The following is a 13,963-nucleotide window of genomic DNA, read 5'->3' as shown; positions in this document are numbered from 1 at the left end:
TCATAATCTCCAATAACAGTATCCGGCCGATTCATATTCCTGACGGTTGAAAATGCCTTTTATATCAAAAAAGATTTTTCTTCCCTCGCCAAAAAACTTGTCCACGTCGCTGATATGTAATTGCTTAAACTCGGTATGGGCGACTGCGATAACGACAGCATCCATGCTATTGATTGAACTTAAATCGACAAATTCTAAACCATACAGATGCTTTGCCTCGACAGCATCTGCGTTAGGATCAGCTATAATAGGATCAATGCCATATTCACGTAACTCTTGAACAATGTCAAAAACTTTACTGTTTCGTGTATCAGGGCAGTTTTCTTTAAATGTAAATCCTAAAATGGCGACTTTTGCGTTTTTTACAGGCTTTTCAGTTTTTATTAAATCTTTCACGATGTTCTCCGTAATGTATTTACCCATATTATCATTAATGCGGCGCCCTGCTAAAATCACTTGACTGTGATATCCCAGCATTTCGGCTTTATATGTAAGATAATATGGGTCTACACCAATACAGTGACCGCCCACCAGACCAGGGTAAAATTTTAAAAAATTCCACTTTGTTCTGGCGGCTTCAAGCACGGATTTTGTATCGATATCCATTTTATTAAAAATAATGGACAACTCGTTCATAAAAGCGATATTAATGTCGCGTTGACTATTTTCAATAACTTTTGCAGCTTCCGCGACTTTAATAGAAGAAGCGCGATGAACTCCGGCTTTGACGACAAGTTCATAAACATTCGCAATGAAATCAAGCGTTTCTTCATCCATACCTGAGACGATTTTAATGATATTTTCGAGACGGTGCTCCTTATCGCCCGGATTGATTCTTTCGGGAGAGTAACCCACCTTGAAATCCACGCCGCATTTCAACCCCGATTCTTTTTCAAGAATTGGGACACAGATTTCTTCTGTTACTCCCGGATAAACTGTAGATTCAAAAACAACAACGCTGCCGGTAGTAAGATTTCTGCCAAGTATGCGACTCGCGCTCTCAACAGGGGTTAGATCCGGCGTATGGTCGCTATAAACCGGAGTGGGAACTGCGACTATATGGAATTTTGCTTCACGTAGACACGTTTCGTCAAATGTAAATTCAACGGAACAATTTTTTATTGCATCATCACCGACTTCTTTTGTCGGGTCGAATCCGGATTTATAAAGCTCGATTTTTTTAGCGTTCAAATCGAAACCGATTACCTTGACCTTTTTTGAAAATGCAACAGCTATTGGCAGACCAACATAGCCGAGACCTACAAGGGAAAGGCATGTATTTTTGTTGATCAGATCATTGTATATTTTCATATTTTACACCTCAAAATTCTCCATATAAGATTTTTTATTTTCTTTTGCTGTCGTCGTAGGTCTGCCTAGATCATCTCTTGCACCGATAGAGCACTTAACCTCAATCAACGAAAATTCATTGCGATTCTTTGCTTTATTGAGCTCTTCATCCAAGGCTGCAAAGTTATCCACACGAACCGTATAAGGATAACCGCAGCCTTTTGCAATAGCACCAAAGTCAATTTGAGAAGCGACAGTTGGCATACCGCCGACAGTTTCATGAGCGCCGTTGTTGATGATAATATGGACAAGGTTTTGCGGCTTGTTTGCTCCCATCAGTGCCATTGACCCCATGTGCATAAGTACAGCGCCGTCGCCGTCGATGCACCATATTTTCTTCTCAGGCTTTTGCAGAGCAATTTCAAGCGCAATAGATGAGCTGTGTCCCATTGAGCCGACCGTCAGGAAATCATACTGATGACGTTGTTTATTGGCTTCGCGTATTTCAAACAATTCGCGTGACGCTTTACCAGTTGTTGAAATAATAGGATCGGTTCCGGAAACCGCCACAATGTGACGAATAATGTCCTCGCGCAGCATCGTGTTGGCGTTTTCGTATTTGACCTTTTCGTCGAATTCAAGCGCGCCTTTGCGAACGACAAATGCAACCTGTTTTCCGGCAGCAAGCATAGGCTTCCATAAATCAAGCTGTTCTTTTACTTCATCCTCTGTTGTATCTTTGCCGATGACAAACGTCTTGATATCCATATCTTCGAGAAGCTTCATCGTAACCTCTCCCTGATAGATATGTTGCGGTTCGTCGTGAACGCCCGGTTCACCGCGCCAGCCGACGATAAAGACACACGGAATACCGTAAACCTTGTCGTTCATCAGCGATGCTACGGGATTTATGATGTTTCCTTCGCCACTGTTTTGCATATACACAATCGGCACCTTACCTGTTGCCAGATGATAACCGGCGGCAAGACCTACTGCATTACCTTCATTTGCAGCAATAATGTGATGCTTCGGGTCTATTCTATATGTACACATCAGATAGTTGCATAGTGCTTTTAACTGTGAGTCAGGGACGCCGGCGAAAAAATCGGCTTGCAGAGCACTAACTAAGCTTTCTACTTTCATATCATTTAATTATCCTTTCATACATATTGCGGAGCACTCCGTTGCTCAATGCAACAGGGTTGTTCTTCAAACGAACAGGATTTACAGATTGTGTCAGGATATCAATCTCCTTTTCCCGTTCAGATGCGGTCGGGTTATTAATGCCAAGTTCTTTTAGCAGCGCTTTGAACCATTCCACATTAATAGGAATTTCTTCAAAGACTTTCTGCAAATAATCCTTACCTCTCATGTCGGCACAAGCAGTAATATTATGTATCATATATTCCCATACCACAGGCAAGCCAACCGCGACCGCGTGACCGTGCGGAAGCTTATACAGAGAGGTTATCTTATAACTCATTGCGTGTGCAGCGGTCGTTTGTGATATATTGATTGCTCGTCCCGCGTAATTCGCCGCCAACATGATCTGCTTGGCCGCTTCGTCATCATTATCAAATATATACGCTTTATAGTTTACAACGATAGTATCTACAGCGGTTTTGGAGTATTGCTTGCTTTCGTCAGTCGAGTTGACAGACCACCATGATTCGATTCCTTGACAGAGAGCGTCGAGCATTGTACATTTTTTTTGGTAAATTGGGAGAGTCTTTAGGACTGACGGTTCAAGGATGCAATAATTCGGGACAATACTCGGGTGAGAAATCGATTGCTTTGCCCCATTGTAATAAATCACCGCGTGTTGTGTTGATTCACTGCCTGTTCCGGCTGTTGTGGGGATAGCAATCAAAGGCACTCCGCTGTCCTTATATTCCTGTTGCAGGTAATTAACGGAGGGATTCATCTTACAGAATAACTTTATGCACTTGGCGACATCGATCGTGCTGCCTCCGCCGATTGCGACAATAGCATCACATTGTTCATCGTTAAACAACTTAACGCCTTCACAGACCTGTTCATACTGCGGATTTGGTGTGAATGCGTTAAAGACAGTAACCGTTTCCTTGTGGTTGCTATAAATACTCTGAATTGAATCCGGCAGATACCTAAATGAACTATCGCATACAAGTAAGATACTTTTTGGAGATAGTGCTGCACACAGTTCATCGAAATGCTCGATTCCGGTCATAATCTTTTGTGACATTTTTATTCCTCCGGAATGAGATTGATTATCTCCTTAATGGGCATACACATATCATCGGCTTCTTTAGCTCTGTGATTGGTGAGTATCATTTTGGCGATACTCTGCATTGCGGGGAATCCGCTGCGGGTGAGTTGATTTGCGTATATTATTACATTCACGCCTCTTGACTTGAACTCGTCCTCTGTGACAGAGTTAAACGAAGTCGGAACGACGACAACACGAGTAACAGTATTCTTTGCTCTGAATTTTTCAACGAACTCGAAAATCTCAGCAGGGTCTTTCTTGCGGCTATGAATCATTATTGCATCGGCTCCTGCTTCGGCAAATGCAAACGCGCGTGTTAGCGCATCTTCCATGCCTTGTTCAAGAATAAAGCTTTCGATACGAGCGCATATCATAAAGCCTTGTGTCTTTTGCGCTTTCTTGCCGGCGGCGATCTTTGCAGAGAAATTCTTAATGGAATCCTGCGTTTGTTTGACTTCTGTTCCGAACAAACTGTTCTTTTTCAGCCCGGTCTTGTCCTCAATGATTATCATGGAAACGCCCATGCGCTCCAATGAACGGACGGTATATACAAAGTGCTCAGTCAGCCCGCCGGTGTCGCCGTCGAAGATGATCGGCTTTGTTGTAACCTCCATAATTTCGTCAATAGTGCGGAATCGGCTGGTCATATCGACAAGTTCAATGTCAGGCTTGCCCTTTACTGTGGAATCGCAGAGGGAAGAAATCCACATGGCATCGAACTGATATGTTTTTCCGTCCTGCAATACAGTCGTCTTCTCAACAATCAGTCCCGTGATTCCGCTGTGTGCTTCAAGAGCCGTCACGCAGCCCTTCATATTGATCAGCTTTTTCAAACGTCCGCGCCTGATATCCGGCATTGAAAGCTGCGCTCTTGACATTTTCTCAAGCTCATCGAATTTTTCGTCCTTTGAATACGGGTATTCAACAAGTTGACCGCCGTATTCAGCAAGTATACTTACCACCTCGTCACGGATCGGCTTCTGAAAACCTTCTCTCCAGTCGTCACCGTGAACAACATATGTAGGGCGAAGCTCCCTGAGTATATCGACATAGCTGAGTGTGTTCTGACAAACGACTTTTTTTACGCCGTTTATGTTTTCAAACAATGTCTTTCTCTCGTCAAACGGCATGAGCGGAAAACGCTTATAGCTTGCAATGGCTTCGTCCGAAAGGACGCCAATTATCAGCTTTCCAAGCTTTTCAGCTTTCTTAATTATGGCGATATGACCGCTATGTATAATATCTGTCGAGAAACACATATATACCGTGCGGCTTTCAACCTCTGCAAGCTTTGCTTTAACAACAGCGAGATCTTCCGGCGTATCAATTTCAGTACAAAGCCTGTCCTTTACATCATAAGCATATATGGCGCACCTGTCCGAAACTTCATTAAGAGCGACCTCCGCATAACACTTGCGGTTGTCGGCTTCGCAATATTCATAGATTTTATCGAGCCAGACTTTCCAGTCGTCTTTATTGAGCTTATAGAGTGCTTGCGCTTCCATTGCGTCGGTAAAGAACTCTATGCCAACCTTTTCCACTCTGCCGTTATGTACAACTGCCTTGAAGTCTTTTACCGGCAGTGAAATTATAGAACTAACCTTCATGCAGCTATGATCACAAGCAAGAAGATCATCAAGCACGGAGCTTTCAAAGACGAGATCGCCGTGCATAAGCACAATGTCATCATCCTGAAGTTGATCCTTAGCGCAGTAGATGGAATAGATGTAGTTAGTCTTGTCGTAAATCGGATTCTTCACAAAGGTGTAGTGTAGCGGAAGTCCGAGAGAATTGCAGTAATTGACGAGAACATCGTCAAAATACCCTGTTGTCATTACAACCTCAGTAATACCGGTCGAGGCAACAAGCTTTAGTTGGCGGCTGAGTATTGTATCATTACTTGATATTTCGGTCATACATTTCGGATGTTCGCTTGTCAGGACACCCATGCGATGACCGAGGCCGGAATTAAGTATTAATGCTTTCATGATTTTCCCCCATTAAGTCCGCTTATACCGAACAGGAGTCATATAATCTCCGTATAACTGCTTTAGGTAAGCGTCATAGTTACTGATAACATATAGCTCAACACCACAGAACTGCAAAAGGACGTAGCTTTCTAACCACATTTTTGGTAATATCTCTTTTTCCTTGTAATATCCCTGTAAAGGAAATATTTTTTTTGCGGTGATATAATCCCATTTGTCTATATACTTAATCATAGTTGCTACGCATTTTTTCTTGGAAACCACAAGCAGTGGTATTTTACACAGCGTTCCAATAAAACTTTTTTTACGCTTGAGTATATTGTGATATCTTCTTGATTTTACCCAATATACTTTTGCGTAAAAATCCGTTATTTTAATTGCCCTGATTGTTTCGGCATCATTGTCACTCCCGCCGACATATACATGAATATCTATATAAGGAAATGCTTCAAGATGATCATAATCTACGTTTTTATCATATACTCTTGCAAGTATAACAGGGGATTTTTTCTCATTTTTGGCACAAACCCATTTGAACTCTGTCTGCTTACTGTTTTGCATAACCAAATAATCGGAGTATCTCATCATTATATCAATATCGTCATCCCATGGGATAAATCCATGCTCGCGCACGGCACCGAGTGCAGTCCCACAAGCGAGTGAATACTTGATACACAATGAGACACATGCTTTGTGAAAATTTGTGATAAGTTCCAGCAGCATATTTTGCTTTTCTGTTATTTTCATTTTACACCTTCTCCGCAATATTGTCGGATAAAAGAACAAACTTCGTTTGTATGTGATTCAATGGTATTATTCTCTGCGAATAGAAAGCCGCTTTGGACAACTTTATTTCTAAGATTATCATCTTCAATTATTTCTACAATTGCTTTTACTATCGCTTCGGCATTTGCTGTAGGTACGATCAAACCATTTTCATGATCCTTTACTGTGAAAGTAATACCACCTGCATCAGTCGCGATGACAGGTACACCATTACACATTGCTTCTATCAAAGTTCGAGGCGTACCTTCTGAAAGAGAAGGTAAAATAAAAATATCACTTTGCTTATATTCTTCAAAAAGTTGTTTTCCCATAGCAAGTCTTCCGGTAAAGCGGATGCGATCGATAATTCTCATGGTTTTTGCGCGTTCTTTTAGTGTTTCTATATAATCCCCGTCGCCCACAATCGTCAGATAGATATTTATGCCATACTTAATCAGCTTGTCCATTGCCTGCAGCAAATAGTCCAAGCCCTTTGCCGGTCTGACAGTACCAACAAAAATTAGGTTCACTTTGTCCTTATTCATTGTCTTGTGATTATGTGTAATCTCACTTTTTAAGAACGTACTTGTCCGGATTTCCTTTACATGGTCATTATCCTGACGATATAACCGTCTCATTCCGTTTCCATTAATCAACGTAGGAACTGTTTTCATGATTTTTTTTATAATCTTGGAATTTTTTTTAGCTACACATAAAGCAAAAAAACGTTTTATTCCTTTATATTTATTACCGTCTTTGATAATCGTTTCTCCATCATCAACAAGATGAAAGCATACTTGCAGATTCTTTCTTTTTGCGCATTTATAGATATACTCGTATAAAGCGGTCATCCACCGAATATAGACAACACCTTTCCACTGCATTGAATACTCTTTGATTTGTTTCTTTAGCTGAATCGTTTTTTTGATGGCTTCAATATAACCAGAATAAGGAGTTAATTCCTGAACTGTTATGTTGCTTCCCTCAAGTGCGTATTCAGAAAAAACTTCGTCTAGACTTACGTGAATCACGGGTATCATCAGATACACTCTTTCATATTTTTTAGCCATTTCATCGACAAGCCTACCGAATCCACCGGTTAGATAATATTTTCCTTCTTTGCAGCGGCAGCGTGTTCCATATACCATTGTTATTTCGTTTTCACTCATTGCTCTGTCTCCTGTATAATGGATTGCAAAAATTTTTCGATGATAGATGAATAAATACGGTAATCGAACGATATTTCTGCTGTTTCTCTTGCACACTTTCTTAACTTCTGCCTGTCTTCAGGCGACTCATTGATTATTCTACATAAAACTTTATTAATACTTTCCGGTGTAATGCTATCAAGCACATGCCCGTTGATACCATCTTTCAAATATAACTCAATATCGCCTGTAAGATTGGTTATGACAGGCGTGCCGCACGCCATGCTTTCCGCAAATTTTGTCGGAAATCCGGCATTTGAAGACTGTCTGTCGGGACGAGCAAAGAAAGTATAATCCGATGCTTTGATAACTCCGGCAATTCGTGGTTGTGGAATACTGCCGTAAATGTTGACATAGTCTTTTATCTGTAATAAATGTTCATTGTCGTATCCGGTATTTTTCATCACTGCATTTCTGTCCGGACCATATATGTTTAGTTTAATTCTTACTGACTCGCAGTTTACGACTGTCAACGTTTCAATGATGTTTTTCAAATTCTCCTTTGACGTTCCGGGCGAACCGCAATATGAAATCACAGTCGGTTGATTAATTGTTTTGGTGCTGTATTCGGTGTCTAAAACATCAAGTATTGTCGGAATCCGTATTGTGCTGATACCCTGAGACGAAAAATGATTTTCGAGCAATCTGCTGATGGCGATAATCCCGTTTGCCTTTTTATATCGACGTTTCATATTATTCTCGCCTAAGAAATACATCGGATGAAATCTGTTGAACTTGAAATTTGATGGATCTATCCATTCGCACTGCTCAATTACCAGGGGTATTCGCTTTTTTTTACAAAGATTAAGCAATGAGCCAAAGCTAATAGGCATACGACTTGATATTACCAAATCAACTTTGTTCTGGTTTATGTAATCCAAAGCTTTCTTCACAAGTTTACTTGGCAAAATGTAGTTCTCGATTTTATTATGTGAGTCACAGAGGTGTTCGTATGTGCATATTTCGAAAATTAAATTATCTACATCCACTTGTGAATCAAACCATGTTATGACGTGAATACTATTATTTTGCTCGATTGCTCTACAAAAATTTAACAGTCTTGAAGCGTATGCACCGCCGTATGGAAAATATCCGGATGATAAAATTAATATGTTCATGTTATTATCAAACGCCTTTATATTTCAAAATCAATATGATAGATTTTTCTTAATTTTTCTGCTTTTTCTTCGCCTTTTAGGTTTCCCAGATGTAATGACTCACGTTTGATCTTCTCAAGATATTCATCGGTCGTTTTTATTACGCGAGCAGGGATTCCGGCAACTACGGAATTATCCGGAACATCCTTAGTTACAATAGATCCGGCGGCAATGATACAACGGTTGCCTATCGTAACTCCCGGTAATACCATGCTCCGTATACCGAAATAAACGTCATCTCCGACGATTATCGGCTTGGTGATTTCTAAATCTGGGACTTCTTTTCTGAGAGGAAGCGTCCCGCCGTCATGTGTGATAAATCGAACCTCATCGGTAATATACACATTATCTCCTAACGTGATCAACCACGGTTCTGAACCAAACATTGAACAGGGATTACCGTAAAATTGTACCCTCCCCCGAATGTTTACACCGATCTTTTTTGCATAAGCAAGAGGGTTCTTAGCAGCCTTTAATTTGCTAAACAAGGGCTTAAGTGATTTTAGCAGTCCCATTAATTATTACCTCCTGAAAACAACTATATAATCGTCCAATAAAGAAACACCATTGAACGTTCCGCCGTATTGTATTATCGGTTTATCAAGTCTTAATTCGTACCAGTCGGTCATGTTTTCCGAAACTAAAAACTGCCCGCGCATACCGCACCAATAATATACACCGTCAATTTTTTTGAAGAAAAATGTTGGTTCTGCGGTTTCTTTGAAAATATGGAATTTATTTCTGTCATCAATATCTCGAAGCTTGCCTTTAAATATTCCGATTGAACTTCTTGATATTCGGATGCTCCTGCCGTCAGGCAGATTAATTTCTGTTCTTTCAAGAAGATCGTGGTCTGATGCATATATCAAAGTCTGATTTTCATCATCACATAAAATTGCTCCAAGAACTCGTTGAACAGAGCTTTCCGATGAATTTAAGCGATATATATGAAACTTACTGTGTGCAGGCTTTTTTGTAAATGTATCTGATTCTTTCATTTGAAAATACAACAACCATCCGTTTGGATATATCTCTCCGGTACTTATCAGCCAGCCATCTTTAATTTTATTTATTTGATGTATATGACGGCAGCAGATATTGTTAAATGGGTTTCCAGTATATTCAAATAACTCAAATGTATATTCATCAAGTACATTTACCTTGAACAGAAGACCATTCCCTGCGCTCTTACTGGTTATTTGCGAATTGCATAAGAAATCATAATATGATTCTCCGCTTGTCTTCTTTTGTAAAGCAATGATGTTACCGGTATTTAAATGATGCGGTTGCTCAGATGTCATGCAAACAGTAATGTTCATGTCAATTCTAAGAATACTGATGCGATCATCCCACCGAAAAATATCTACAGGTTCTTTACAGTCGGAAGAAGGCGGTATAATTGAGCGTTTTGTGAAACAAATTGATTTTTCCACATACTGATTATCGGTATCCGCAATAATCGGATTCCCCCAGTTGTGACCTGCTTCTTCGTGAGATTGATTAAATTCATATTCACCTGAGTCTCCGAATTCATATTTGCAAAACCAATTACGTCCACCATCGTCTGTAGCAAATATGCATATTCTAACACCGACAGATGTATTACTTCGATATGTGCCCATCAATGACAGTTTATAATCCGGTTCTGTGCCGCCTATGTGAAAGAAGGGATTGCTTTGTTCTTTATCACGCAGCGGAATATAGAAGCGCGATAATTCATGCTCCGCACCATCTTCGATATATTTGAATGATTTGCCGAAATTTACGCTCCCATATTTATTAACAGACGAGTCGCATGTGATTGCAGGATGATATTCATATGACTTTTTGGGCAAATGTGGAAAATAATATTCTGAGGATGCGCATTCCTTATCAGCTGACGGATACAGTCTTCCGGGAAGATCCCAGACTGCACTTTCTTGAAACCTTACTTCGTCTTTATGCTTAGATTTCCCAGCGTTTTCTGCTCTACGATCCGGTTTGTTATGATATATCTGTCCCTTGTCTGTAATAACGACAATCCTTGTGTCTCGTATTAAGGTGTACCCGTCAATATTACGCATATATGGGAGAACAAAACAGTCTGAAATTCGGCTGTCTTTGATTAAGCCGGTAAAGTTATCGGCGTTTAAAGATACAGTATAGTGCATTTTTGTTTCAAACCAATGCTTGTATATTCTGATTTTATTCCGACCTGTTTCGATGTTATATGAAACGGCAATATCTCCAAACAGCCCAGAAAACTTCCATCCGAGAAATGGGCGTCTATACACTGATATTGTGTTACTACAATATATTCGGGCATAATGATTCCATGCTTTAAACTTTTTGTTCACGCGATCATATAATAGTTTTTCCATCATTGTTTTCATAATCATTACCCTTTGTCAAATAAAATATGGATTCTGCCATCGAAATCCAAAACAATCCCGTTAGTGCCATATTATCGGTAATAGACATTAACCATACGCCTAACAAGAGACCCAATGACCCCAATCTCACTTTGTAATTATTAACTTTCAATAAATCTCGTATAGGGTATATATAAATTAAAACTATAGAAATTACTGATGGTAACACACCATACAATGTTGCAATTTTTAATGGCAACACATGTGGGTCAACTCCAACCAGACGCAGTCCTGTTGCTTCACCACCACTTCCAAACAAAGAATTATCCCACAAATATTTCAACCCATTGATTATTAGTGCTCCTCGGCTATCAAATGATGTAGCAGCAGCATTTCCAAATAAATATGAATAGACAATATCTCCAAATAATATGACAGCAATCACGCCCAGTGGCATAATAAATAAAGCAGCTACAATTTTTTTCTGTGAAATCTTAGGGCTGCCGAATATTATTAGTCCAAGTACAATTATCACTGTCAGTAATATGCCTCTTGTACCGGCACTGCACCATACAAATCCGGAAAGCAGTAAAAACATGATCCAAAACGCTTTTCTACGCATATTCATCTTCAACGGATTATTATCTATAGTATATATATCTGAGAGTTTCAATAACGACAAAACCACGCCCATTCCTGAACAAAAACCAAGTGCATTCGCATTATGAAATTGTCCTGTTGCCATGAACCTTCCTTTTTGGAAAAATATCTCGTAAAAATTCGATAATTGAGCAGGGCTTCTATTTCCAAGAGAATAAATATAGCCATCAGCAGTATATTTAATTCCATTTATTGCTTCAAAAGCACTTGGTAAATAGATTACAAAACACGCTAACAATACTTCAGCAATTACTAATATCGAATAATCAGACGTACTTTTATTCAAGTGATGTGATTCGCATAGCCATATAATAAATATTGACGGCCCAAAAGTCGTAGAAGCATATATAACACGGTAAATAATGTTTCCATCATAATCGTGAATTAGATATCCAAACAAAACAGATATAGTAATAGCAACTATATATACGAAAGAGATGACAATATACTTATTTTTTAAGAAAGATCGATTTCGATAAAATGACACGAACAATGATATTATTAAAAGGAGGTGCATAATCACCGCATAATATTGAAATGATTGATTGAAATAGCTTGTCACACCATATGCATCCAATTCACATCCAAAAAAGCAGTAGAAAAAAACAAATTTCTTCGGAGCAACTATGGAGAGAATAACGGCTATGGATAAAATTATATATATCATTTTGTCTCACCACTGTTCCTTTGAAATAATTTTTGTACTGTCAGAAATGTGTACGGAATAACAATGACGGCATAACAAATAGCCCCTATCCAAGGAATCATACAAGTCCCTATTGTTTTTCCTAAAATCCATTTTAAAGCTACTGAAACAACTGCATAGATTGAAAACATATAAATTTGTTTTTTAATGATTCGTCCCGCATTTAGAACCATAAAATAAGGATTGATAATTGCAATCAACACTTGTAATACACACATTCCGCTCAGAGTAAAATACGATATTGATAAATCTTTTCCCATCCAACTCATAACCGGATTAACAAAAATAATTATGATTATTGAGCCGACTACTGAAAGCAAAAGAGAGAGTAAAGCCATTGTCTTTGTTCTCTTTTTTACCCAATCATAATCGCCGCGTGCTAAAGCTTCTCCGTTAGCCGACCACATCGGGGTACTGAGCATTATAGAGACAATTCCAAGTACATGCGCAAACTTATATGCCAATGAATATGGCGTCGTCTCTGACAAACTGCTTATTTGTGATACAATAAAGTTATCAAAAGATAAGCTCACGGATGTGACAAGAGATAAAACAAAGAATTCTATTCCTATTTTTAACAAACTGCGCGATGTTTTTATATCGATATATTTAGATGATGGGGCAATGTGCGACTTTTGAAATCCAAAATAAACAATCATATTGATCAGAGAGACAACAGAAACCGTCAATGATGCCGCCCAAATCATTGTAACAGCTCCGAGATTTAATCTCGAAATGATAATAATCAATATAAGGCTTAGAAGACTGCTGCATATTTGCCAGATGTATGATTTATAGCCTTCCTGCAATGCATTTTGTGTTCGCTGAACTAACCCCATAGGTATTTCAAATATTTTTGAACACACTATCGCTAATACAAATCCACCTGATAATACAACCGCCTTTTCAGACTCAGCATTCATAATTTTTGCCCAATTTAGGAGTGGGTAAAGCGGCAGAAAAATCAGTAATAAAACTATTGCAATCGCGGTTAAAACAAAGTATGTGCTTGAGACAAGTTTTTTTTTGTATGAAATGTCATCTCCGCCGTTTGCTCTGCTTAATTCAGTTTGAAGTCCGTTTCCAAGTCCGAGATCCGCAAAAGTAAACATAGCAAAAAAAGATGTGACTGTTGCCCATAAGCCGTACAGTTCATCACCGAGGTAAGAGAGAGAAAATTTAACCGATACTAATGGTATTGCTGTAGCTATTGCTTTTGCAACAGCACCGGTAAAAGCAGTCAATATGATTCTACGTTCTCTTTCCGCTTCACGCGCTTTCTGTCCGTCAAGACCTTTAGAGCCATTAACTACGATATCTACAATATGTTTAAGCTTACTCATGAATAGTTCGATCGCCTTTCAAGAATATAAGTTTATACTTTGCTTAAATAATCATCCCATATATTGTACACAGTAGTTGGATCTGCTATATCCAGAATATTAGCAGCTTGTTTGCCAAGAGAATCGGCATACTTGCTATCAGCAATGATACCAGTAATTGCTGTTTCAAGAGCGTACTGATCTTTAACGGGAAACAATACGCCGTTTTTTTTATCTGATATTAATTCTCGTGGGCCACCGCACGGAC

The 13,963-nt window shown here is 39.2% G+C and carries 12 protein-coding genes; all 12 read right to left on the bottom strand.

From position 1 onward, the window contains the following. Entirely contained in the window at window positions 1–1,311 is a 1,311-nt protein-coding gene (locus PKH29_07625; GenBank protein ID HNX14709.1) for a nucleotide sugar dehydrogenase, read from the bottom strand. Between the two features lie 3 nt (window positions 1,312–1,314). Continuing rightward, window positions 1,315–2,433, bottom strand: coding sequence for a phosphonopyruvate decarboxylase (aepY, locus tag PKH29_07620; GenBank protein HNX14708.1), 1,119 nt, complete (start codon window positions 2,431–2,433; stop codon window positions 1,315–1,317). A 1-nt stretch (window position 2,434) separates the two neighbouring features. Then, entirely contained in the window at window positions 2,435–3,514 is a 1,080-nt protein-coding gene (locus PKH29_07615; protein ID HNX14707.1) for a phosphonoacetaldehyde reductase, read from the bottom strand. Window positions 3,515–3,516: 2 nt separating this feature from the next. After that, window positions 3,517–5,526: a phosphoenolpyruvate mutase gene (gene aepX, locus PKH29_07610; GenBank protein HNX14706.1), complete on the bottom strand. Its 2,010-nt coding sequence runs from the start codon at window positions 5,524–5,526 to the stop codon at window positions 3,517–3,519. 12 nt (window positions 5,527–5,538) lie between these two features. Next, complete coding sequence (locus PKH29_07605; protein HNX14705.1) at window positions 5,539–6,273, bottom strand: LicD family protein; 735 nt, start codon at window positions 6,271–6,273, stop codon at window positions 5,539–5,541. Then, a complete protein-coding gene (locus PKH29_07600; GenBank protein ID HNX14704.1) occupies window positions 6,270–7,460 on the bottom strand; it encodes a glycosyltransferase in 1,191 nt (396 codons plus the stop codon). Before PKH29_07600 ends, PKH29_07605 begins: the two co-directional genes overlap by 4 nt. Then, the gene (locus PKH29_07595) at window positions 7,457–8,617 is read right to left on the bottom strand and encodes a glycosyltransferase (GenBank protein ID HNX14703.1); all 1,161 of its coding nucleotides are present in this window, start codon (window positions 8,615–8,617) and stop codon (window positions 7,457–7,459) included. Before PKH29_07595 ends, PKH29_07600 begins: the two co-directional genes overlap by 4 nt. 17 nt (window positions 8,618–8,634) lie before the next feature. Next, a complete protein-coding gene (locus PKH29_07590) occupies window positions 8,635–9,171 on the bottom strand; it encodes an acyltransferase (GenBank protein ID HNX14702.1) in 537 nt (178 codons plus the stop codon). A 6-nt stretch (window positions 9,172–9,177) separates the two neighbouring features. Beyond that, window positions 9,178–11,028, bottom strand: coding sequence for a hypothetical protein (locus tag PKH29_07585; GenBank protein HNX14701.1), 1,851 nt, complete (start codon window positions 11,026–11,028; stop codon window positions 9,178–9,180). Next, the gene (locus tag PKH29_07580) at window positions 10,997–11,953 is read right to left on the bottom strand and encodes a hypothetical protein (protein HNX14700.1); all 957 of its coding nucleotides are present in this window, start codon (window positions 11,951–11,953) and stop codon (window positions 10,997–10,999) included. Before PKH29_07580 ends, PKH29_07585 begins: the two co-directional genes overlap by 32 nt. A gap of 377 nt (window positions 11,954–12,330) precedes the next feature. After that, window positions 12,331–13,716: an MATE family efflux transporter gene (locus PKH29_07575; GenBank protein HNX14699.1), complete on the bottom strand. Its 1,386-nt coding sequence runs from the start codon at window positions 13,714–13,716 to the stop codon at window positions 12,331–12,333. Window positions 13,717–13,748: 32 nt separating this feature from the next. Then, the coding region (locus PKH29_07570) for a glycosyltransferase family 4 protein (GenBank protein HNX14698.1) at window positions 13,749–13,963 on the bottom strand (215 nt) is incomplete at its 5' end.

It is taken from the genome of Oscillospiraceae bacterium (assembly GCA_035353335.1).
GTDB lineage: Bacteria > Bacillota > Clostridia > Oscillospirales > JAKOTC01 > DAOPZJ01.
Note: the sequence above shows the minus strand (reverse complement) of the source record. Positions and strands in the feature narration are given on the sequence as shown.